21 protein-coding genes are annotated in these 22,497 nt (G+C 66.3%); 14 read left to right on the plus strand and 7 right to left on the minus strand.

The genetic code is table 11. The features are described 5' to 3' along the window. Nucleotides 1-17 precede the first annotated feature (17 nt). From DBZ45_RS14600 to DBZ45_RS14615, 4 genes are all read right to left on the minus strand, one after another. On the minus strand, nucleotides 18-1,346 hold the full coding sequence (locus tag DBZ45_RS14600; RefSeq protein ID WP_111904611.1) for an enolase C-terminal domain-like protein: 1,329 nt from the start codon (nucleotides 1,344-1,346) through the stop codon (nucleotides 18-20). Continuing rightward, complete coding sequence (locus tag DBZ45_RS14605) at nucleotides 1,343-2,971, minus strand: aldehyde dehydrogenase (NADP(+)) (RefSeq protein WP_111904612.1); 1,629 nt, start codon at nucleotides 2,969-2,971, stop codon at nucleotides 1,343-1,345. Before DBZ45_RS14605 ends, DBZ45_RS14600 begins: the two co-directional genes overlap by 4 nt. A 36-nt stretch (nucleotides 2,972-3,007) precedes the next feature. Continuing rightward, entirely contained in the window at nucleotides 3,008-3,922 is a 915-nt protein-coding gene (kdgD, locus tag DBZ45_RS14610; RefSeq protein WP_111904613.1) for a 5-dehydro-4-deoxyglucarate dehydratase, read from the minus strand. Nucleotides 3,923-4,066: 144 nt separating this feature from the next. After that, nucleotides 4,067-4,951 (minus strand): LysR family transcriptional regulator, encoded by an 885-nt coding sequence (locus DBZ45_RS14615; RefSeq protein ID WP_111904614.1) that lies wholly within the window; start codon nucleotides 4,949-4,951, stop codon nucleotides 4,067-4,069. Nucleotides 4,952-5,097: 146 nt separating this feature from the next. Between DBZ45_RS14615 and DBZ45_RS14620 the strand changes: the two genes are divergently transcribed. From DBZ45_RS14620 to treS, 8 genes are all read left to right on the plus strand, one after another. Then, nucleotides 5,098-6,099 carry a Bug family tripartite tricarboxylate transporter substrate binding protein gene (locus DBZ45_RS14620; protein WP_111904615.1) on the plus strand — a complete coding sequence of 334 codons (1,002 nt, stop codon included), beginning with the start codon at nucleotides 5,098-5,100 and terminating at the stop codon, nucleotides 6,097-6,099. Nucleotides 6,100-6,104: 5 nt separating this feature from the next. Beyond that, nucleotides 6,105-6,707, plus strand: coding sequence for a tripartite tricarboxylate transporter TctB family protein (locus DBZ45_RS14625; protein WP_111904655.1), 603 nt, complete (start codon nucleotides 6,105-6,107; stop codon nucleotides 6,705-6,707). A gap of 9 nt (nucleotides 6,708-6,716) precedes the next feature. Then, complete coding sequence (locus tag DBZ45_RS14630; RefSeq protein ID WP_111904616.1) at nucleotides 6,717-8,249, plus strand: tripartite tricarboxylate transporter permease; 1,533 nt, start codon at nucleotides 6,717-6,719, stop codon at nucleotides 8,247-8,249. Continuing rightward, complete coding sequence (locus DBZ45_RS14635) at nucleotides 8,246-8,650, plus strand: universal stress protein (RefSeq protein ID WP_111904617.1); 405 nt, start codon at nucleotides 8,246-8,248, stop codon at nucleotides 8,648-8,650. The genes DBZ45_RS14630 and DBZ45_RS14635 overlap by 4 nt, the downstream gene beginning before the upstream one ends. Nucleotides 8,651-8,745: 95 nt before the next feature. After that, nucleotides 8,746-9,063 (plus strand): hypothetical protein, encoded by a 318-nt coding sequence (locus tag DBZ45_RS14640; protein ID WP_111904618.1) that lies wholly within the window; start codon nucleotides 8,746-8,748, stop codon nucleotides 9,061-9,063. Nucleotides 9,064-9,195: 132 nt separating this feature from the next. Continuing rightward, a complete protein-coding gene (locus DBZ45_RS14645) occupies nucleotides 9,196-9,468 on the plus strand; it encodes a hypothetical protein (RefSeq protein WP_111904619.1) in 273 nt (90 codons plus the stop codon). Between the two features lie 118 nt (nucleotides 9,469-9,586). Continuing rightward, complete coding sequence (locus tag DBZ45_RS14650) at nucleotides 9,587-9,910, plus strand: hypothetical protein (protein WP_111904620.1); 324 nt, start codon at nucleotides 9,587-9,589, stop codon at nucleotides 9,908-9,910. Nucleotides 9,911-10,070: 160 nt separating this feature from the next. Then, nucleotides 10,071-12,431, plus strand: a complete 2,361-nt coding sequence (gene treS / locus DBZ45_RS14655) for a maltose alpha-D-glucosyltransferase (protein WP_111904621.1) — start codon at nucleotides 10,071-10,073, stop codon at nucleotides 12,429-12,431. On the opposite strand, the gene DBZ45_RS14660 is transcribed toward treS, so the two are convergent. Next, nucleotides 12,374-13,507 carry a LacI family DNA-binding transcriptional regulator gene (locus DBZ45_RS14660; RefSeq protein ID WP_111904622.1) on the minus strand — a complete coding sequence of 378 codons (1,134 nt, stop codon included), beginning with the start codon at nucleotides 13,505-13,507 and terminating at the stop codon, nucleotides 12,374-12,376. The genes treS and DBZ45_RS14660 overlap by 58 nt on opposite strands. Before the next feature lie 177 nt (nucleotides 13,508-13,684). On the opposite strand from DBZ45_RS14660, the gene DBZ45_RS14665 reads away from it, so the two are divergent. The 6 genes from DBZ45_RS14665 to DBZ45_RS14690 all read left to right on the plus strand — a co-directional run bounded on the left by DBZ45_RS14665 (nucleotide 13,685) and on the right by DBZ45_RS14690 (nucleotide 21,001). Then, the gene (locus DBZ45_RS14665) at nucleotides 13,685-14,551 is read left to right on the plus strand and encodes an ABC transporter substrate-binding protein (protein WP_111904623.1); all 867 of its coding nucleotides are present in this window, start codon (nucleotides 13,685-13,687) and stop codon (nucleotides 14,549-14,551) included. A gap of 93 nt (nucleotides 14,552-14,644) precedes the next feature. Further along, nucleotides 14,645-15,433, plus strand: a complete 789-nt coding sequence (locus DBZ45_RS14670; RefSeq protein ID WP_111904624.1) for an amino acid ABC transporter permease — start codon at nucleotides 14,645-14,647, stop codon at nucleotides 15,431-15,433. Continuing rightward, nucleotides 15,430-16,215: an amino acid ABC transporter ATP-binding protein gene (locus tag DBZ45_RS14675; protein ID WP_111904625.1), complete on the plus strand. Its 786-nt coding sequence runs from the start codon at nucleotides 15,430-15,432 to the stop codon at nucleotides 16,213-16,215. The genes DBZ45_RS14670 and DBZ45_RS14675 overlap by 4 nt, the downstream gene beginning before the upstream one ends. After that, on the plus strand, nucleotides 16,215-17,258 hold the full coding sequence (locus DBZ45_RS14680; protein ID WP_111904626.1) for a Gfo/Idh/MocA family protein: 1,044 nt from the start codon (nucleotides 16,215-16,217) through the stop codon (nucleotides 17,256-17,258). Before DBZ45_RS14675 ends, DBZ45_RS14680 begins: the two co-directional genes overlap by 1 nt. 99 nt (nucleotides 17,259-17,357) lie before the next feature. Next, entirely contained in the window at nucleotides 17,358-18,476 is a 1,119-nt protein-coding gene (locus tag DBZ45_RS14685) for an NAD(P)/FAD-dependent oxidoreductase (protein ID WP_111904627.1), read from the plus strand. A gap of 338 nt (nucleotides 18,477-18,814) precedes the next feature. Continuing rightward, complete coding sequence (locus DBZ45_RS14690; RefSeq protein ID WP_190243145.1) at nucleotides 18,815-21,001, plus strand: putative bifunctional diguanylate cyclase/phosphodiesterase; 2,187 nt, start codon at nucleotides 18,815-18,817, stop codon at nucleotides 20,999-21,001. Between the two features lie 11 nt (nucleotides 21,002-21,012). Here DBZ45_RS14690 and DBZ45_RS14695 read toward each other — a convergent pair whose 3' ends face one another. Continuing rightward, nucleotides 21,013-21,597, minus strand: coding sequence for a hypothetical protein (locus DBZ45_RS14695; protein ID WP_111904629.1), 585 nt, complete (start codon nucleotides 21,595-21,597; stop codon nucleotides 21,013-21,015). A gap of 72 nt (nucleotides 21,598-21,669) precedes the next feature. Beyond that, nucleotides 21,670-22,377, minus strand: coding sequence for a TetR/AcrR family transcriptional regulator (locus tag DBZ45_RS14700; protein WP_223257093.1), 708 nt, complete (start codon nucleotides 22,375-22,377; stop codon nucleotides 21,670-21,672). Between the last annotated feature and the right edge of the window lie 120 nt (nucleotides 22,378-22,497).

Here is a 22,497-nt window from a genome sequence, read left to right on the forward strand (position 1 = left end):
TGCGGAAGTCTAATAACCTACCTGACCAGGCAGGGGCGCTTCGGGTCGAAGGACCAGCCGTCGATGTAGTACTGCATGCCGATGCTGTCGTCGCGGGCATCCAGGCCGTGCTGCAGGTACAGCTGGTGCGCCTTGTCCAGCGCCTCGCGGTCCAGCTCGATGCCCAGTCCGGGCGCAGCAGGAACCTCGATGGCACCGCCCTTGATCTGCAGGGGGTTCTTGGTGAGGCCCTGCCCGTCCTGCCAGATCCAGTGCGTGTCCAGCGCGGTGATCTCGCCGGGGGCCGCCGCGCCGGTATGCGTGAACATGGCCAGCGAGATGTCGAAGTGGTTGTTCGAGTGGGAGCCCCAGGTCAGCCCGAACTCGTTGCACAGCTGCGCCACGCGGACAGAACCGTGCATGGTCCAGAAGTGCGGGTCGGCCAGCGGGATGTCCACGGCGTTGCTGCGGATGGCGTGCGCCATTTCGCGCCAGTCCGTGGCGATCATGTTGGTGGCCGTCTTCAGGCCGGTGGCACGGCGGAACTCGGCCATGACCTCGCGTCCGGAGAAGCGGCCTTCGGCGCCGCAGGGGTCCTCGGCGTAGGCCACGACGCCCTGCATCCGCTTGCCCAGCCGGATGGCTTCCTCGAGCAGCCAGCCGCCGTTCGGGTCAAGCGTGACGCGGGCATCGGGGAAGCGCTTGGCCAGTGCGGTGACCACGTCCACTTCGTCGTCGCCGGACAGCACGCCGCCCTTGAGCTTGAAGTCGCTGAAGCCGTAGCGCTCCTGCGCTGCTTCGGCCAGGGCAACGACGGCCTCGGGGGTCATTGCCTCCTGGCGGCGCAGTTCCTCCCAGCGGTCCGACGGCGCGTCCTCCACGAGGTACGGCAGATCCGTCCGCTTGTGGTCACCAACGAAGAACAGGTAGCCCAGCATCGGCACGGAGGTGCGCTGCTGGCCGTCGCCCAGCAGTTCTGCCACCGGAACGCCAAGGAACTGGCCATGCAGGTCCAGCAGTGCGGACTCGACGGCGGTGACGGCGTGGACGGTGGTGCGCAGGTCGAAGGTCTGCAGGCCGCGGCCGCCGGCGTCGCGGTCTGCGAACTCCGCGGCGATCTCGCGCAGCAGCGAACGGTAGCGGGCCACCGGCCTGCCGGCAATCAGCGCCCCGGCTTCCTCGATGGTGGTGCGGATCTTCTCGCCGCCCGGGACCTCGCCGAGGCCGGTCCGGCCGTCGGAGTCGGTCACGATGACCACGTTCCGGGTGAAGAACGGCCCGTGGGCGCCGCTGAGGTTCATCAGCATGCTGTCGTAGCCCGCAACCGGGACTACCTCCACGCGGGCGATTGTCGGCTGGGCGGTCATGCGTTGACCTCCTCTTTCTCTGTCCGAGCGGCGTCAGCGGCGGGGACCACGACGCCGTCGATCCGGCGGTTCAGCTGCCACGGGTTGGCGTCCTGGAGCGGTGCGGGCAGCAGTTCCTGGGGCATGTTCTGGTAGGCGACCGGCCGGATGAACCGGTTGATGGCCAGCGTACCCACGGAGGTGGTGCGCGTGTCAGAGGTGGCGGGGAAAGGTCCGCCGTGGACCATGGCGTGCCCAACCTCGACGCCGGTGGGCCAGCCGTTCACGATGATGCGCCCCACCTTCTGTTCCAGCGCCGGGATCAGCTGTGCCGCCGTCGGGTAGTCCTCTTCGGTGAGCTGCAGGGAAGCGGTGAGCTGCCCCTCGATCCGGTGGGTGGCCTCCACCAGTTCCTCGGCGGAGGAGTAGCGGATGACCAGGCTGGCCGCGCCGAAGATTTCCGCGTGCAGCACCTCGTTGCTGATGAAGTCGCGGATTTCGGTGCCGTAGATGGCGGGTGCGGGTGCGTTTTCGGTGGGGCCGGGGGTTCCGGTGCCGACGACGGTCACGTTCTCGGCGGCGCCAAGTGCCTCGGTCCCGGAGGTCCAGGAGCCGGCGATGCCGGCGGTGAGCATGGTCTGGCCGGCGCAGGCGGAAACAGCGCGGCCGACGGCGGCAGCCAGTTTGTCGCCCGCCTCATCGGCGGGGGCGAACAGCAGGCCGGGGGAGGTGCAGAGCTGGCCGGAGCTGCCGGTGACGGCGGTGACGTACTGCTGTGCCAGGGCGTCAATCTGCTCGGCGGAGCCGTTCAGGGCGCCGGGGAAGACGAAGACCGGGTTGAGCGAGGACATCTCCGCGTACACGGGGATGGGTTCCGGGCGGGCGGCGGCGGCGCGCATCAGGGCGATGCCGGCGCTCTGCGAGCCGGTGAAGCCCACGGCCTTGATGGCCGGGTCCGCCACGAGGGCCTGGCCGATGCTGCTGCCCGGGCCGTAGATGAGGGAGAAAACGCCCGGGTGCAGGCCGAGGTCAGCAACGGCCTTGGCGATTGCCTGGCCTACGAGTTCGCTGGTGCCCGGGTGGGCGTTGTGGGCCTTGAAAACGACGGGGCAGCCGGCGGCGAGGGCAGAAGCGGTGTCTCCACCCGCCGTCGAGAAGGCCAGCGGAAAGTTGCTGGCACCGAAGACGGCGACAGGACCGAGCGGGATCTGGCGCTGGCGGATGTCGGCGCGCGGCAAAGGCGTGCGGTCGGGGATCGCCGGATCGATGCGAACGCCGCGGAAGTCGCCCTGGCGGACCACGTTCGCGAAGAGCCGCAGCTGGCCGGTGGTGCGGGCGCGTTCACCCGTGAGGCGGGCTGCGGGCAAGCCCGTCTCTTGGCCCGCGCGGACAATCAGTTCGTCGCCAATGGCTTCGATGTTGTCCGCAATGGCGTCCAGGAACGCGGCGTGGGTTTCGGGGTCAAGCGTGCTGAACGAGGCGAAGGCCTCGGCGGCCGCGGCAGTGGCGGCCTTGAGCTGCTCCTCGGTGAGCAGGGTGTAGGCGGGCTCGAGCTGTTCGTTGCTGGCCGGGTTGAAGGCGAAGGTGGTCTTGCCTTCGCCTGCAACGGTTTGTCCGGCGATCAGAGAGTGTCCGGTGAGGGTCACAGTTTGTTCCTCCTGGGTTAAGGTGTGGGCCAGCGGTTAGGAGACCTTGGCGATGAGTGCCTTGAGGTCGGCCAGGTCCTGCGGCGCAAGGTTCTGCAGCGGGGGACGGACGCCGCCGGCCGAGCGGCCGATCGCGTCGAGACCGCCCTTGACGATGGAGACGGCGTAGCCCTTCACGCGGTCGCGGATGTCCAGGTACGGGATAACGAAGTCGTTGAGCTTCTGGTTGACGGCCACGCGGTCCTGGTTGCGAACGTCCTGGTAGAAGTCGAGCGCGAACTGCGGGACGAAGTTGTACATGGCGCTGGAGTAGGTGCTCATGCCCAGCTGCAGGAGCGGCAGTGCGAAGGTCTCTGCCGTGGGAAGGCCACCCAGGTAAAACAGACGGTCGCCGAGCTTGGCATAGACGCGGGCGTCGTGCTCGAGGTCGCCCACGCCGTCCTTGAAGCCGATCAGGTTTTCGTGGCGGTCGGCCAGGGTGGCCACGGTGGTGTCCTTGTAGATGGCGTTGGCGCGGTTGTAAATGATGACGCCGAGGGACGTTGAGCTGCAGACCGCGCTGACGTGCTCGATCAGGCCGCCCTGGTCGGCTTCGGTCAGGTACGGCGGCAGGAGCAGGATTCCCTCGGCACCGGCGGCCTCGGCAGCCTTGGCGTTCTCGATGGCCTGGGCGGTGGATCCGCCGGCAGAGGCCAGGACGGGAACGGTGCTGCCGACTTCTTCGACGGCGGCACGGACCACGCGGGCCGACTCCGCGGGGGTGAGGGAGAAGCCCTCACCCGTGCCGCCGGCGGCGAAGAGGCCGGCAACGGGGTAGCTGGCCTGCCAGGCCAGGTGCTTGCGGTAGTTTTCCTCGTCGAACTGCAGCTCTGCATCGAAGGAGGTCACGGGGAAGGACAGCAGCCCGTCCTTGAGGGTGTTGGCGAGTTCCTGGGGTGAAAGTTTAGCCACGGGATTGTCCTTGGAGTCGGTGCCGGGGGCGGCGGAGGCGGTGTGCTTCCTTTTCAGCCTAGGGACTGCCGCTATGCCTGTCTAAGTGCATTTTTGTATCCATTGATACCCTCCGTGCATGGAGCGGGCCGCGACCGGACGAGTTTAGTTGGCGGCAAATTCCAGGTCGCGCAGCAGGCGAACCAACGCAGGGTTCTTGGCATCCCGGTTCCAGATGGCATGCAACTCCACGGGCTCCTCTTCCCCGCTGGCCAGCCGCAGGAACGACACCCCGCGGATTCCAAGGGCTGTTGCCGAGTGCGGCACGAAGGCCACCCCGCGCTTGGCCGCCACGAGCGAGACCATGGTGAGGATCTGGCTGACGGTGTGCACCACGTTCTCGTGCCGGATGTCGTGCAGGCGGACCACGAGGTCGTAGAAGTACCTGGCCTGTGTGGGGGAGTGCATAATGAGCGGCTCGTCCTTGAGGTCCTCGTTCCGGATGTCCCGGTTGAGGTCCGCGAGGGAGTGTGATGCCGGTACCGCCAGCACCATCGACTCGCGGTACAGCAGGTGGGAGTCGAAAACTGCAGTATCGAAGGGTGGCCGCGCTAGGCCGAGATCCAGTTCTCCGGTGAGCAGGCCTTGGATCTGCTCGCCCGTGACCAGCTCCTGCAGGTCGATGTCCACGTCGGGCACGATTGCACCGATTTCTTCCAGCAGCGGGCCCAGAATGCTGAAGCCGCTCGCGGCCGTGAAACCGATGCGGAGATGGCCCTGCCGGCCGGAGGCAATACGCCGCGCCGTCACGGGAGCCCTGCTGGCCAGCGCCATGAGCCTGCGGGCCTCGTCAAGGAAGGCGCGTCCGGCTGCGGTCAGCTCAACCCGGCGGTTATCCCGTTCGAGCAGTTCGGCACCCACGGTCTTCTCCAGCTTCTGGATCTGGCGGCTGAGCGGCGGCTGGGTCATGTTGAGGCGTTCGGCGGCCCGGCCGAAGTGCAGTTCCTCGGCGACGGCGATGAAGCCGGTCAGCTGGTCGAAGGTAAACATGATGCCCTCCCGGTATTACTTGATGCATATTTGGGCTTAGACATGCATCATAACGCCTCCCTACACTCGACCTAGCGAACCGGCAGTGACGCGGTTCACACAGACCTGCGGGCTGAGGCAGCCCGCAGTGCAAACGAGGAGTTTCAATGATGCACTTCCCCACCCGCCGCGCCGTTCTCGGAGCGGCGTCGGCCATCACCCTGCTGGCCATGACCGCGTGCGGCAACGTTTCCGGCGGCACCGCCGATTCATCGAAGTACCCGAATGGCCCGGTCACCCTGACCGTGGGCCAGGCGCCCGGCGGCAGCACCGACCTCATCGCTCGCGCCGTCTCCGAAGGAGCGGCAAAGACCCTCGGCGCCCCGATGCCCGTGGTGAACAAGCCCGGCGCCAACGGCGCACTCGCCAGCAAGGAGGTGGCGGGTAAGCCGGCCGACGGCCAGAACCTGCTGCTGCTCACCGCTTCCCTGATCACGATCACCCCGCTGGCCGTGACCGCGGACGAGGCCGTCAACATCGATGACTTCGACATCATCTCGGGCCTGTCCCAGGACGACTACGTGCTGGTTGCCAGCGAGAAGTCCGGTTTCAAGTCCATCAAGGACGTGACCTCGGCCGGCCGCAACATCACGTACGGCACCACCGGCGTCGGCACCGGCAGCCAGCTCGCCCAGACCGTTCTCTTCAAGCAGGCCAACGTGAAGGGCACCGACGTGCCGTTCGACAGTGGCAAGCCCGCCCTGACTGCTGTCCTGGGCAACCAGGTGGAACTGGCAACCATCCAGCTCGGCGAGGCCATGCCGCAGATTGAGGCCGGCAAGGTATCCCCGCTGCTCGTCTTCTCGGAAGAGCGCAACTCCTTCCTGCCGGACACGCCCACCGCCAAGGAATCCGGCTACGACGTTCCGGTTGCGCAGTACCGCGCCGTCGCCGCCCCCAAGGGAACCCCGAAGGAAGTCAAGGACAAGCTCGTTGCCGCCATCCAGGAAACCCTGAAGTCGGATTCCTACAAGGAGTTCAACAAGAAGAACATGCTGACTCCGAAGGAAATCTCGGGTGAAGAAGTTGTCACCCAGTGGAAGGACTACGCAGCCAAGTACAAGGCCCTGGTGGAGAAGTACGACATCAGCCTCGCCGGGAACAAGTGATTCCAGTGCAGGCAGCATTCCCGGTATCCGGCGGAGGGAACAGCTCCAACGCTGTTTCCTCCGCCGGGAACGGCACCAATGACCTTCCCGGTAGCGATCTTTCCGGTACCGAGGTGGATGACCTCACTCCAGAACAGCTGGCAGCCCAGTGGGAGGAAGAAAAGCCTCCGGCCGCCGGCGCGCTTGCCAATGTCGGATCCTCGCTCGTGGTCATCGGCGTCGGCATCGGAGCCGTGGTCCTGTCCATCGCCATGGGCCTGGGCACGCCGTCCGCCCCGCAGCCCGGCCTTTGGCCGTTCATGATCAGCTGCGTCATGGTGGCCCTCGGGCTGTTCCAGCTGATCATGGGCCGTCACAACCGGGACGCGGAGAAGTTCACCCGCATGTCCGCGGCCCCGCTGACCGGGCTGGTCACGCTTGCCGCCATGGTGGCCCTCATGCCAATCGCCGGTTTCGAGCTGCCGGCCCTGGTGCTGTGCATCATCTGGATGCGCTTCCTCGGCGGTGAAACCTGGCGCTCCACGCTCCTGGTCAGCGCCGTCGTCGTGGCAGCTTTCTACGGCATCTTCGTGATGGCGCTCAACACTTCCATCCCCCACCTCTTCTAGGAGACCACCGTGGATTTTCTGAATCCCGTGATCAACGGATTTGCAGTCGTCCTGGAGCCAATGAACCTCCTGTACTGCCTGATTGGCGTCGTCATCGGCATGCTGATCGGTGTATTGCCCGGTCTGGGGCCCGCGGCAACCATCGCCATCCTGCTTCCGCTCACCTACAACGTTGAGCCCGTCACCGCCATCATCATGCTGGCCGGCATCTTCTACGGTGCCCAGTACGGCGGCACCATCACCTCTGTGCTCCTGCGCCTGCCCGGCGAGGCGTCCTCGGTGGTCACCGTCTTCGACGGTTACCAGATGGCCAAGCAAGGACGGGCCGGCACGGCACTGGGCCTGGCATCGATCGGTTCTTTTATCGGAGGTACCGCATCGATCATCGGACTGACGTTCCTGGCTCCGATCGTGGCGAGCTTCGCCCTGGACTTCGGTCCCGCCGAGTACACCGCCTTGGCGCTGCTCGGCATCCTGCTGGTGGCCACCATCAGCAGCGGCTCCAAGACCAAGGCACTCATCGCGGCCGCCCTCGGCCTGCTGCTGGCAACCGTTGGCCGGGACATCTTCACCGGCGAAAACCGCTTCACCTTCGGCAGTTTGGAGCTGGCCGACGGCATCGACTTCGTGCCGATCGCCATGGGCATCTTCGGCCTCGGCGAGATCATGTACAACCTCGAGGAGCGCCACCGCGCCGCCAAGGCGCCCTCCGCCGTCGCAAACGTCAGGCCCTCCCGGCGTGACCTCAAGCAGGCGTCCGGTGCCATCGGGCGCGGCTCGGTCCTCGGCTTCTTCCTGGGCATCCTGCCCGGTGGCGGCGCCACCATCGCCTCGATGGCCTCCTATGCCATGGAGAAGAAGCGGGCCAAGCAGCCCGAGCGCTTCGGCAAGGGTGCGCCGGAAGGCGTGGCCGGGCCGGAAACCGCCAACAACGCCGCGGCGACGTCCTCCTTCATCCCGCTGCTCACCCTCGGCATTCCGGCCAACGCCACCATGGCACTGATGTTCGGCGCGCTGCTGATCCAGGGCGTCACTCCTGGCCCGCAGCTCGTGGAACAGGACCCTGGACTGTTCTGGGGCGTGGTGAACTCCATGTACATCGGCAACATCCTGCTGCTGATCATGAGCCTGCCGCTGGTGGGGATCTTCGTGAAGATCCTCCGCGTCCGCGCCGCCATCCTGGCGCCCATCACGGCGCTGATCACCCTGCTCGGCGCGTACACGATCAACAACAGCATGTTCGACGTCACGCTCGTGGTGGTCTTCGGCATCGTGGGCTACCTGATGAAGAAATTCGGCTTCGAGCCCGGCCCGCTGGTGCTGGCCTTCGTGCTCGGCTCCCTGCTCGAGAGCTCGCTGCGCCGCGCCCTGCTGGTGTTCGGCGGTGACCCGCTGGGCTTCTTCGGCCGGCCCATCTCCGCCACGCTCCTCATTGTGTTCGTCCTCGTGGCCGCGCTGCCGGGCATCCGCTCCGCGCTGGCCAAGCGCAAGGCCATCGTCCCCGCGGGAACCGCCGCCACAGAAATCAAGGAGAAGGTATGAGCATCATCGTTGGATTTGTTCCCACGCCGGCGGGGGAGGCGGCCCTCGCGGCTGGCATTGCGGAGGCCCGCCTCCGCAACCAGGACCTGGTCATCGTCAACTCCGCCCGTGAAGGCGCCCTGGTGGACAAATCGGTGGCACCCGACGACGTGCTGGCCAAGGCCTCCAAGCAGGCGGCAGAGGCCGGCGTGACCGCAAGGGTGATCCAGCCTCCCTACCAGCACGACCTGGCGGATGAGTTCCTCGACGTCGCCCGCGAGGAAAACGCCTCCCTGATTGTCATCGGGCTGCGGCACCGCACGCAGGTGGGCAAGTTCATCCTTGGCAGCCACGCCCAGCGCATCCTTATGCAGTCTGACCGTCCCGTATTGGCCGTCAAGGCCGACGGCGGCCAGTTTTAGTACCCGAAGCACCGTTTGGTAAGAGGCGGGCCGGCACCCGTACGGGATCCCGGCCCGCCTCAGCCATATCCCGCACTCTTCAAAAGGAAAGCCCCATGTCCACTCTGATCGCACCCACTCCCCGCCTGCACCGTCTGCGGCAGCGGACCGTCGCCGCAGGCGAGCCCGCCCGCCTCAACCCGCTCGAGCCCGTCCCCAACTGGTGCAAGCTTTCGCGTGCCGACGAGGTGACCGTGTGCCGCAACCGCCGGAAGGTGGCAGCCGGCCGCGTTGACATGGTGGCCCTGGACGGCAGCGTTTTCTGGATCCTCCAGGAGGACGGCAAGGGCCGCGCCATGGTCCACCAGAAGGACGGGCTGACGGTGTTCCGGAAAGCCGGCAACGACCGCCGTCCCCGGCACTGCAGGACCTAGCTCGCCACCGCGCGGCCAGGTTCCCCCTGCCGTGACGTCGGACTCTTAACCTGCTTCAGCGGAATACCAACGGCCGAAGGGACCTTGTTCTAAGCGGGCGCCGACAACCGGCTGCCCCGCGAAAGGACATTTTTGCCTGCCTTCATCCCATTCACCATGTGCGCCACGGTCCGCGACGACCACAGCCGCTCCTTCGGCACCGACTTGGAACGCCTTACTTCCACCCACCGTGGTTGGGCGCCGTTGGACGTGGTCAAGTCCACCAACACCAAGGCTCTCCTCCGCGGTGCGATCCCGCAAAGCGCTCATACTGCCACCGACGCGAGTCTTGCCCGCTACCTCCAGACCCGCCTTGCCGCCGACACGGACATCCACCTGGATCTCACCGTCAGCATCGAGCGATAACGCAACCTTGTGCAGCCCCGGACCTTTGGGTCCGGGGCTTTTCTGTGCAGCGACACAAACGTTTCCGGCAGGCATAAGCTAATACCAGAAGGTCGCTTCCAGCACCGGGGAGCTCATCGTGGACACTGAAACCGCCGACGTGACCGGTCATGACGTCACCACCATCACCTGCGTGTGCGGCAACACCGTCAGCAGGGACGGATTGATCCAGGCCAACTCACAGGGCGTGCCCGTTTACGCCGGCGCGAACGCCTCCATCCCCGCGGAGCTGGCGCAATGGCCCGCCGATGAGGATCTTTACACGCTCTGTCCCTCATGCGGCCGCGTGTACCGTGACTCGGTAATCGAAGAGACAGGAACCGCGCCCGTTGCTTTCCGGGTGGACGTCACCGTTAGTCCGATTGCAGAGGCAATCCGGGCCCACTGGAACCTCAGCACATAAGAACCGCACCCGTAAAACAATCGTGATTCCCGTCGTCGTCGGCATAGGGTGGGCGAAGCGGACAAGCGTGAATACTCTCCCGACGCCGGGGTACGGAAGGACTTGAAGAAACACCCCCGGGGGAGGTGCCACGCCGGAACCACCGATAAAGGAGAACTCTGTGCGGGAAGCAAGCTTCAACAACAGCGTTTCAGCAGCCGATGAGTTTGACGGCGAGAGCAACGGATTCGGACCCGAGGCAGGAGCGGTCCCAGCCGACGAAGCGGTTAAGGCTGACTCAGTAGCCGAAGCGCCAGAATCGGCCGAAGCAGGCGAAGCGCCCGAAGTCACTGAGGCAGCCGACATCACCTACGACGAGCAGTTCTATCCCGCCCGTCCCAAGGCGCTGAGGCCGATCGCCCGCCGTCGCCAGTTCTTTGCCGACCGCCCATCGCTGGAGTTTGACGGGCGCAACGCGGCCTACGTCGAGTGGCTGCGGAACCAGGCGATGCTGGGGGACGCGAACGTCATGGCGCGGCAGCTCTCAGGGCAGGCCAGCATGTGGCAGAACTCGTATGCCCATCCCAACCCGCGGGCGGCCGTGGAACGCGCACCCGTCTGGTTTACCGCCTACCCGCTGTCCTTCATCACCCGGCCGGGTCAGTCCTTCCTCTCGGCTTTGGGAGATCCTGAGTTGTGGGATGCTTTCCGCGAGATCGGGATCAGGGGCCTGCACACCGGCCCGGTCAAGCTCGCCGGCGGCATCAGCGGCTGGTCCCAGACGCCGAGTGTGGACGGGCACTTCGACCGCATCAGCATGGCAATCGACCCGGTGTTCGGCACCGAGGACGAATTCCGCAAAATGTGCGAGGTCGCGGCCAGCCACGAAGGCACGGTGATCGATGACATCGTTCCCGGCCACACCGGCAAGGGAGCCGACTTCCGCCTGGCCGAGATGAACTTCCGGGACTACCCCGGCATCTATCACATGATCGATATCCCGGAAGAGGACTGGCACCTGCTGCCGGACGTTCCCGAAGGCGAAGACTCGGTCAACATCAGCCCCGACGCGGAGCAGGCACTGCAGAAGGCCGGGTACATCATCGGCCGGCTGCAACGCGTGATCTTCTACGAGCCGGGGGTCAAGGAGACAAACTGGAGCGCCACCCGGGCGATCGTGGACACGGCCGGGAAAACCCGGCGCTGGGTCTACCTTCACTACTTCAAGGCCGGGCAGCCGTCCATCAACTGGCTGGACCCAACGTTTGCGGGCATGCGCCTGGTGGTCGGGGATGCGCTGCACTCGCTGCTCGACCTGGGCACGGGGGCGCTGCGGCTGGACGCGAACGGGTTCCTGGGCGTGGAGAAGAGCGCCGAGGAGCAGCCTGGCTGGTCGGAGGGGCACCCGCTGTCCGAAGCTGCCAACCAGCTGATCGGGTCCATGATCCGCAAGGTGGGCGGGTTCTCCTTTCAGGAACTCAACCTGACCATCGACGACATCAAGGCCACCTCGGAGGCGGGTCCCGACCTTTCTTACGACTTCGTCACCAGGCCGGCCTACCACTACGCGCTCGTGACCGCCGATACGGAGTTCCTGCGCCTGACCCTGCGGCTCGCCATGGACATCGGCGTGGACCAGGCGTCACTGGTCCATGCCCTGCAGAACCACGATGAACTGACCTATGAGCTGGTCCATTTCGCCGCCGGCCACCGGGACGACGTCTTCGAACTCAACGGCCAGGAGCTCACCGGCGCCGAACTGGCAGAGCACGTCCAGCAAACCCTGCGGGACCGGCTGACGGGCCCGAACGCTCCGTACAACGCGTTGTTCACCACCAACGGCATCGCCTGCACGACGGCGAGCGTCATCATGGCCGCCCTGGGCATCCAGGACCCGGAAAACCTCACGGAGGAACAGCGGGCCCAGATCCTGGACGTCCATGTCCTGCTGTCCATGTACAACGCCCTGCAGCCCGGCGTCTTTGCCCTGTCCGGCTGGGACCTCACCGGCATAGTCACCCTTGACCGCCAGAAGGTAGGGGAGCTCACCGCGCAGGGAGACACCCGCTGGATCAACCGCGGCGCACACGACATCATGGGCACCAGCCCCGACGCGACGGCCTCCTCCGCCGGCATGCCGCGTGCCCGCAGCCTGTACGGCCCCTTGCCCGACCAGCTCAAGGACCCGGCTTCGTTCGCCCGGCGGCTGCAGAAAATCCTTGCCGTCCGGGAACAGAGCGGCATTGCCACCAGCACCCTGCTGGACGTGCCGGAGGTTTCCCACCGCGGCCTGCTGGTCCTGGTCAACCGGCTGGGGGACGGGAACCTTCAGGCCACGGTGCTCAACTTCTCCGGCCAGGACATCGCGGGCAGCATCCAATCGACCCACCTGGTTCCCGGCAGCAGCGTCCACGACCTCTTCAGCGGCGAGGCCGTGGGGCAGGTCGACGACCTGCACAGCTTCTTCCTGGAGCTGGGCGCCTATCAGGGCACGGCACTGGTCCTCAAGGAAGGGGAGAAGGACGACGACGCCGCCGAGTGAGCCGGCTCTGAGTCCGGCACCGCGCCTACCGAGCCCCGGCGGACCAGCGTGGCGTTGAACTCCGGCGCCGGGGCCAGAGGCGGGCGGCCCTCGATCTGCCTGATCAGGGCGCTCGCCGCCGCGGCCCCCATCTCGTAGACAGGCTGCGCCACCACCGTCAGGGGTGGCGTGGTCAGGCGGGTCCAGGCGAAGTCGTCGTACATCAGGAACGACACGTCATCCGGGATTCGGAGCCCCATCTCCTGGATGGCTTCCACCACGCTGAGGGCAATCAGTCCGTCTGAAGCCACGACGGCGGTGGCCGGGTCTCCGCCGAGCAGCACCTCACGCGTGAGGTTCCGGATGGAACCGGCATCGCCGGCGTTGAGCCGCACGAGGTCCCCCGGGAACTCGCGCCCCGCGTCAGCATAGGCCCGCCGCATCCCCGCCAGGCGGTCCGAGATTTGCGATGAATCCAGCCGAGTCTCCTCGGAGTACTCAGCGTCGGTGCGCAGCGTCGAGATGAAGGCGATCCTTCGGTGCCCGGCATCCAGAAGGTAGCGCGTTGATTCATACGATATGGCGGCCATGTCGACGGCGACCGTCTCCAGCGCGAGGCCATCGGCAGAGCGGTCCAGGAGCACCAGCGGGCGGCCTGATTCGTGGACCCGCCGCAGGTGCTGCGTCTCCACCGACGAGGCCGGCGCGACGATCAGGCCGTCCACCCGCTTGTCGAGCAGCACGCGGACAGCGTCGACTTCTGCCGCGGTGTTCTCGTCCGTGTTGACCAGGATGACGTTGTACCCGCTCTTCTTCGCGGTGTCCGTGATCCCCCTGGTGGCCAGGCCGAAATGCGGGTTCTCGATGTCGCCCACCACTACGCCGATGGTGTGCGATTTCCCGGTATTCATGCTGCGTGCCAGCTCGTTGGGCCGGTACTCCAGCTCTTCCGCGGCGGCAAGAACCCGCTCGCGGACGTCGTCGCTGACGGCACCGTAGTTGCCCAGCGCACGGGCCGCCTGGGCTTTGGAGACCTGGGCAGCTTTTGCGACGTCGGCAACTGTTACGTCCCGCCGTCTTGCTCCGTCACTGCTCATGTTCACCTTTCAGAGGGGCTGTTGACGCGGCGTGTGAGTTCCGCTACATTTCTAGCAATCGATGTGAGTCCGGTCTCAATCGTAGGGACTGAGACCGGACTCAGCAAGAGCTTCATCGACCAAATCCTTCGGCGGCCCCTGACAGCACCGCTTTCCCTCCCACGATTGGACAACGCTGTGATCAAACTGAACTTCCGCCCTGCCGCGGTGGCTGCGGCCGCCCTGGCGGCCATCCTGGCTCTCTCGGGCTGTGGCGGGTCCTCCTCCGCGACCTCGAGTCCGGCCGAGAACCCGTACGGGCTGATTGAACCGGGCACCATCCGGGTGGCCAGCCTGGGTGACTCGAAGCCGTACACCTTCACCGATGCGCAGGGTAACTTCACCGGCTTCGACGTCGAACTGTTCAAGGACGTGGCCCACCGGGCCGGCGTAGACAAAGTGGTCTTCACCGGCCAGGACTTCTCCGGGCTGCTTTCCGCCGTGGCCAACGGCCAGTTCGACGTTGGCGTGGCAGCCATCGGCATCACGGACAAGCGCAAGGAAACCGTCGACTTCTCCAGCGGCTACCTCGCCGGCTACCTGACCGTCATCACCACCAAGACCTCCGGCATCAAGGACGTCGACGGCCTCAACGGCAAGCGCCTGGGCGTAGTCCAGGGAACGCTGCAGGAAGCCTACGCGGTGAAGAACTTCACCTCCGCCAACCTGGTGCGGTTTCCGGACAACAACACCGCTGTCTCGGCCGTCAACAGCGGCTCGGTGGACGCGCACTTCCTCGACTACGAGGCCGCCAAAGCCTACCAGGAGCAGTACGGCCTGGTCAGTGCAGCTGACATCCCCTCCTTCGACGCCCCCGCGGGTTTCGCCATCGCCAAGGACAAGCCCGCCTTCAAGGAAGCGCTGAACAAGGGCCTGGCCGCAGCCATGGAAGACGGCACCTGGAAGAAGCTCTACCAAAAGTGGTTCCCGGGCTCGCCGATGCCGGAGCAGTACCTGCCCAAGGCCGAGCAGACCGCCACCCCTGTCCCGACGGCAAGCAAGTAAGCCGGATCGATTCACCACGATCCATGCCGGGCGGGCGGCACTCCACCACCCGCCCGGCACCCGAAGCAAACAACTAACGTCTGAGAGCACTCAATGGACTGGCTCAACATCATCGGCCGCACCTTCTTCGACTTTGAAGCCATGCTCGAGGTGCTGCCCCAACTCCTCGGGGTTGGCCTCCTGAACACCCTGATCATCTCCGTCGCCGCCACCATCCTTGGCGTGGTGCTCGGCATGGTGGTGGCCGTCATGGGCATCTCGCGGTCCCGCTGGCTGCGCATTCCGGCCCGGATCTACACCGACCTTTTCCGTGGCCTGCCGGCCATCCTCACCATCCTGCTGATCGGCCAGGGTTTCGCCCGGTTCAGCCAGTCGGTGTTCGGGCCCTCGCCCTACCCGCTGGGAATCATCGCGTTGAGCCTCATCGCCAGCGCCTACATCGGCGAGATCTTCCGCGCCGGCATCCTCAGCGTGGACAAGGGCCAGGGCGAGGCTTGCCGGGCCCTGGGCATGAGCTACGCCAAGTCCATGGCCCTCGTGGTGGTCCCGCAGGGCGTCCGCCGGGTCCTGCCGGCCCTGGTGAACCAGTTCATCGCCATCGTCAAGGACTCCTCCCTGGTCTACTTCCTGGGCCTGCTGGTCAGCGAACGTGAACTCTTCCGCGTGGGCCAGGACGCCGCCGTGCTCTCAGGAAACCTCTCGCCCCTGGTCATGGCCGGCATCTTCTACCTGGTGATCACCGTGCCCCTGACCCATTTGGTCAACTACTTCGACAACAGGTTCCGGACCGGCCGCCGGCGGCCCACTCCGCCCACGTCCGGCCTGAAGGAAGTCACCGAACTCGACGCGGCCTCGCCGCTGATCACCGGGAGCAACACATGAACCTCGCAAGCAACACCGCCAGCACCAACAAGACGGTCGCGGGAAGCCATACCTTCCACGGCTCCAGCCTGGAGCTTATGAACCTGACCATGGCCTACGGGGACATTGAGGTCCTCCGCAACGTCAGCCTCTCAGTCGCCCCGGGCACCACCACCTGCATCATCGGGCCCTCGGGCTCGGGCAAGTCCACGCTGCTGCGCGGCGTCAACCGGCTGCATGAGCCCAAGAGCGGGGACGTGCTGCTGGCCGGCGAAAGTGCCCTGCAGGTCAAGCCGGACATCCTGCGCGCCCGCATCGGGATGGTCTTCCAGCACTTCAACCTCTTCCCGGACCACACGGCACTCGAAAACGTGGCGCTGGCCCTCTGGAGCGTCAAAGGAATGTCCAAGGCAGAAGCGAGGGAACGCGCCAGCCGCGGCCTGGCCGAAGTAGGCCTGGCCGAACGGGCCGACCACCGGCCCCGTGACCTGTCCGGCGGCCAGCAGCAGCGCGTGGCAATCGCCCGGGCGCTGGCCATGGAACCGGAAGTGATGCTGTTCGACGAGGCCACCAGCGCCCTGGACCCCGAACTGGTCAAGGGCGTCCTGAACCTGATGGCCGGGCTCGGCCGGCGCGGCATGACCATGCTGGTGGTCACCCATGAAATGGGCTTCGCCCGCAAGGTCGCCGACCAGGTGGTCTTCATGGACGAAGGGGAAGTCGTTGAGGCCGGGACCCCGGCCGAACTGTTCGACAACCCGCGCAGCGAACGCCTGCAGCGCTTCCTCTCGGAGGTGCTGTGATGGGGAACGCTACAGCGGCATCCATCCGGACCGCCGTCGTCGGCTTTGGAATCTCCGGCAAGGTTTTCCACGCCCCGCTGCTCGCGGCGGATCCGCAGTATTCACTGGACGTGATCGTGACGGCGGACCCGGCACGTGCCGCCGAGGCGGCGCGGCTCTACCCGCAGGCGCGGATCGTTCCGACGCCGGAGGCGATGTTTGCCCGGGCCGGGGAGCTGGACCTCGTCATCCTGGGCACCCCGCCGCACACGCACTTCGACCTCGCGGCTGCAGCCATCGCCCACGGCCTCAACGTGGTGGTGGACAAGCCCTTCGTGCCAACCTCCGCCCAGGGGACGGAGCTGATCGCACTGGCGTCCGACGGCGGGGTGCAGCTCACGGTGTTCCAGAACCGCCGGTGGGACGCCGATTTCCTGACCCTGCAGAAGCTGCTCCGGCAGCAGGCCTTAGGTGAGGTGCGCACCTTCGAATCACGGTTCGAATGGTGGCGGCCGGAGGGATTTGGAAACTGGCGGGACCGCGTCTCCCTGGCCCAGGGCGGCGGAATCCTCCACGACCTTGGCGCGCACCTGATTGACCAGGCCGTCCAGCTGTTCGGGCCGGTGGAACAGAGCTACGGCGAGACCGCCAATCGGGGGTCCGAGCCCGGCGCCGCCGACACGGAGGCATTCGTCTCCCTGCTGCACGAGTCCGGCGTCCGCACCAGGCTGTGGATGAACGGCATGGCAGCACAGGTGGGCCCCCGCTTCCACGTCCTCGGATCGGAATCCGGCTACACCAAGTGGGGTCTGGACGGCCAGGAACCCGCGCTCGCAGCCGGCATGATGCCGTCGGATCCGACTTACGGTGTTGATCCGCAGGAGTCCTGGGGTCTTCTGGGCGTGGATGGCGCCGCCGATCCGGTTCCCGCAGAGCGCGGCGCGTACCCCGAGTTCTACGTCCGACTCGCCGCCGCCCTGCGGGGGGAGGGGCCGCTGCCCGTCGACCCTGCTGAACCGCTCGAGGTCCTCAAAATCATCGAAGGCATCCACGCCGTCGTCTAGGGTCTGGCCTGACCCTCATCGCCTGAATATTCCGGACGCGGCGGAACCCAAAGCCGCGTCCTTATCAACCGTGTCCAAAGCCATAGAAAGGGAGAACTCATGTCCTCCACCGCCACCAAGAACGTCGCCATCATCGGCGGCGGCATCCTGGGCGTCTCCACCGCTGTCCACCTGCTCCGCGAAGGCGCCTCCGTCACGCTGCTGACCGAGAAGGGGCTGGCGAGCGAAGCCACCGGCCGTTCGCTCTCCTGGCTCAACTCCGCCGGTGAACGCTCCGCGCCCTACCACCAGCTCCGCCTCGCCGGAGTGGACCGGTACCGCACCCTGTTCGCTGCGGACCCCAGCCGGGAGTGGCTGCAGTTCTGCGGCGGGCTGATGTGGAACGCCGAAGGCCAGCGGGAGGTCACAGAGGCCCGCCATGCCTACGAGAAGTCCATCGGCTACGACTCCAAGCTCCTGGCCCCGAAGGACATTGCCGCCTTCACTCCGGGCATCGATTCGGCCGCTGTTCCGGAAAATGCGATCTTCAACCCGGGCGAGGGCTGGGTCAGCCTGCCGGACCTGGTGGAGTTCCTGATGGAGGAGTTCCACGAGCGCGGCGGCCGGCTGGTGCTGAGTGCCGGCAAGTCCTCCGTGGTGGTCGACGGCGGCCGGGCCGTCGGCGTCGAGACGGAGGCGGGAGAGACGTACGACGCCGACGCGGTACTGGTGGCGTGCGGGGCGGCGACGCCCGCCGTCGTCGCGCCCCTCGGCGTGGACATCCCCAACGGTTCGCCGGTGTCCATGCTGGTGCTGACCAAGCCGGTGGAGCACGACGTCCGAACGGTGATGAACACGCCGCGGGCCGCCGTGCGACCCAACCCGGGCGGCACCTTTGCCCTGGACCACGACTGGTACGAGGAGCACATCACGGAACACGGGGACGGTTCGTTCAGCATCCCGGACGACGTGGTCCAGGAACTCGCCGACGAGGCCTCCAAGCTCATTGCCGGCAACCCTGAGCTGAAGCCCGCGAGCTGGAAGATCGGCTACAAACCCATTCCGGGTGACGGTGAGCCGGTGCTGGGCGAGCTCGGCCAGGTCCCCGGCTGCTTCGTGGCGTTCACCCACTCAGGAGCCACCCTGGGCCTCGTTGTCGGCGAACTGCTGGCCGGCGAGATCCTGAGCGGCAACAGGCACCCCATGCTGTCCACGTTCCGTCCGGCCCGGTTCTCCTGACAGGACGGTTTTCCTGAGCTGGGAAAGCGGAAGCCCCGTACCGTCCGTGACAGGGCGGTGCGGGGCTTCTTTGGCGCATCCTCCGGGTATCTGGGGTCCCGGAGCGCTTCCCTAAAGCTACCGTCCGGTAACCAGAAGTCAAGAGGCGGTCACAATCACGAGACGGCTATCGGATGGAACCTGCACGTGCCGTACGATACGAGTCACATGTGGTTGCCTGTACCCGTCGGGTGCTGTGGGGCGCATCTGATGCTGGGGGGCGGATGAAAGCAGGCGTGATTCCAAACGGCCATCCACTGGGCCTAGGGAAGGGTCCGCGGCGCAGCCTGTTGTGGCTCATGTGGGTGTTGCTGGGCCTGTACCTGGCTGGCCTGCTGCTGGACAGCGACGGGTTCAGTCCGCTTGTAAATGTCTGGATCGGGGTACCCGCGGCGTGGGCGCCCGCGGCCGTGGCCTGGCTGGCGGCCTACCGCGCCAGGGACCACTGGGCCCTCGCCCTGGTGGCGATGGCGTTGTCTGCGTTTGCGGCGGGGAGCACCTACTACGTGGCCGCGCTCGCGGGGGCCAGCTCGCTGCCCTTCCCGTCGCCTGCGGATACCGGCTACCTGCTGTTTTATCCGCTCGCACTTGGCGGATTGTTCGTCTATTTGCTCCCGGTCCGCCAGCGGCTGGCGCGCTCCGTGCTGCTGGACGCCGTCGTCGGCTCACTCGGTGCCGCCTCCGTCCTGGTGGTTCTGCTCAGCCCGCTGCTCTCGGCCGCCGGCGGGTTTTCCTCTCTGGCTACGGCCGTGGCCGTGGCCTACCCTCTCCTGGATCTCATCGTCCTTGCCGTGACCGCCGGAATGGCGGCAGTACCTGGCCTTGCCACGGCCCGTACCGGGCCAACTCTGATGCTGGGGCTCACGGTGTTCGCCGCCGCTGACGTTGTGTACGCCTCCATGCTGGCCACGGACGCTTACGTCCTCGGCACGCCGCTGGATGCCGGCTGGACAGCGGGTTTGTGCCTCATTGCAACCTGGGCGGACGGGTTCGCCCGGCAGGAGGAGAAAGCCCAGGGAACCAGTGAAGGCTCGTGGACGCCGGCGGTTCCGATGGTTGCCACCGCCGCCGGGCTCGGGGTCCTGATCGTGGGCACTGGAATACCGGTGCCGGAACTCGCCGTCGGGCTCGCCGCAGCCACCCTGGTGTCAGCGGGCATCAGGACCCAGTTGGCCTTCCGCCAGCTGGTCACCCTCGCCGAGGTGCGCCGGCAGTCCAGGACGGATGAACTGACGGCGCTGCCGAACCGGCGGGCGCTGTACACCGACGCTCCCGCCGTGCTCGAGGCGCGGCAGGGTGCGCCGTGCGCCTTCCTCCTGCTGGACGCAGACAGATTCAAGGAAATCAACGACAGCCTCGGCCATGATGTGGGGGACCGCTTGCTGATCCAGGTCAGCGAACGGCTTCGCCGCTGCCTGGGCCCCGACGACCTCATAGCCCGGTTGGGCGGGGATGAATTCGCCATCCTCCTCCTTGACGCCGGCGAGCACGAGGCCCTTCAGCTCGCCGACCGGCTCCGGGCAGCGCTCAGTGAGCCCCTCACGCTGAGGGGCATTGCCCTTCAGGTCGGTGTCAGCGTCGGCATCGCCCTGTTCCCGGAGCAGGGAGAGGACCTGAAGACGCTGCTGCGCAAGGCGGACACGGCCATGTACCGGGCCAAAGCCTCGCGCAGTGGCAGGCACGTGTACGCCAGCGAGGACCACAGTCCCGGGGAAGAGCGGCTGAGGATGCTCCAGGAGCTCCGCGCCGCGCTCATCGAGGACCAGCTCGTGCTGCATTACCAGCCCAAGGTGGACGCGCTCACGGGGGAAGCGAAGGGCGTGGAAGCGCTGGTCCGCTGGAACCATCCCCGGCACGGACTGCTGGCCCCCGCTTCGTTCCTCCTGCTGGCAGAGGAGGGCGGGCTCATGAACGCGCTGAATGACCGCGTGCTCACCCTGGCCCTGGACCAGGCAGCCGTCTGGCATTCGCAAGGCAGGCCAATGACCGTGGCTGCGAACCTCTCGGCCAGCTCACTCATCGACGCCGAACTGCCGGACCGGATTGCTGCCATGATCAAGGAGCGGGGCCTCGCGGAGTCGGCCCTGATGGTCGAGATCACTGAGGATTTCATGATGCCTGACCGGGTCCGCGCCAGGGACATCCTGTCCGGGCTGCAGTCCCGCGGCATACGGGTGGCCATTGACGACTTCGGCACGGGCTACAGCTCGCTGGCCTACCTCCGGGACCTCCCCATCAACGAGCTGAAGCTTGACCGCTCCTTCGTCGTTTCGATGACACAGGACCCGCGGGCTGCTGCCCTGGTGGCCTCCACGATCAACCTTGCGCACAGCCTTGGCCTGACGGTGGTCGCCGAAGGGGTGGAGGACGGCGGTGCGCTGGAGCAGCTGGGCAGCTACGGCTGCGACCAGGCGCAGGGGTTCCATATCCTCCGCCCCGTACCTGCCGCCGAACTGGACGACTGGTTCACGGTGTCGGCGCTGTAGCCGGCGTGTTGTCAGGCCAGGATCTTCTTGTGGAAGAACACGAGGTAGTCGCCCGTGGCGTCCTCGAACCCGAAGTCCTTCCAATACGCCCGCAGAGCCGATTTGGCCTCGTCATACGCCAGCGAGCCCTCGGGCGGGGATCCTTCGCCGTCCGTCGGCGCGGCGTGGACCACCACCAGGTTTACGGACCGGCCCACCGTTTCGACGACGGCGTTGAGCACCGAGTAGCCCGTCCTGCCGCCGCGGTACTCCGGGAAGATCTCGAGCGCGGAGACGATCATCAGGTCCCCGCCGTCCTGCAGGTACTCCCTGATCAGGTCCGGACGGTCCACGGTGAGCATCTTAACGGCCTTGGCCATCTCCCGGTCGGCCGTGCCGGTGGTGAGGAAGAGATTGATCATGCCGGCTTTGGGAACAACCTGGACGACGGCGCTCCCCAGCTGCCGCTCCCCGTCGCCGCCGGGAGTGGGACTTGGACAGCTCACCGCCACTTCCCAGCGCAGCGGGTAGTCCGCGGGGTCATGCTCCAGTCCCGGTGTGCCGCGGTACCGGAGCTTGTACTCAAAGAACAGCGATTCCGGGTCGAACACGGTCATGGCGCCGTCCTTGAGCTCGCAACGTTGCGTATTAAGGAATTTTAGTCGTCTTGGACGGTGTGGGAAATGGGATCAGCCGCGCAGCCCGCCCAGTCCGCTGATCAGTGCCTCAAGGCCGAGACCGAAGGCGACGTCGGCCGGCCGTTCGTGCCCCTGCTCGGCCAGGCTCCGGACGGCACCAGTGAAGCTGGGTGTCGCCTCCGCCATGCTTCCGGGATCAAAGATGTCCGCCGGTGCCGTTACGTCGTAGGCCGAGCCGAAGATGAAGGATTCCAGCGCGACGATGGAGGAAACGATGCGCTCCTCGGGAAAACCGGCGTCACGGAAGCCGGCGCTGACCGTTTCATACATGGCCAGGGTCTGCGGCGCGTCGGTTACCGGCAGTACGGCAATGACCGGAATCAGCGGGGTGTGCTGGGAGAACACGTCGCGGTAGCTCCAGGCCCACGTCCGGACGGCATCCTCCCACTGGCCGACGCCGAACGCCGAGACATCCACGAGGGAGGCGAGATGGTCCTCCAGCAGCAGGAGCACGTCCCGCTTGGATTTCACATGGTTATAAAGGGCCGACGGCGCGACGTTGAGTGAGCGGGCCAGCGCGGCCATGGTCAGGCCGTCGTAGCCCTTTTTCTCGATCAGCCGCAGCGCGGCTTCCGTGATGCCAGCCTTGTCCAGCACGCCTCCCACGGGGCGTCCGGCGCGGCGCCGGCTGCCCTGCGCATCTTTTGCTGAGCCAGCTGTGGCTGAACCGGCTGTTGCTACGGCTGGTGATGCCGGCATGGCTGACCTTTCTGCGGGTGAACGTCCTTCGCATTATTCCATCAGCCTCTTCCGCTCCCTCGCCAAAGGCTCTATAGTTCTTTGTAAATGAATGGCATTCATTTAGTGGTTCGCATCACT

Origin of the sequence: Arthrobacter globiformis (assembly GCF_003261175.1) — a bacterium.
GTDB classification, from domain to species: Bacteria; Actinomycetota; Actinomycetes; order Actinomycetales; family Micrococcaceae; genus Arthrobacter; species Arthrobacter globiformis_A.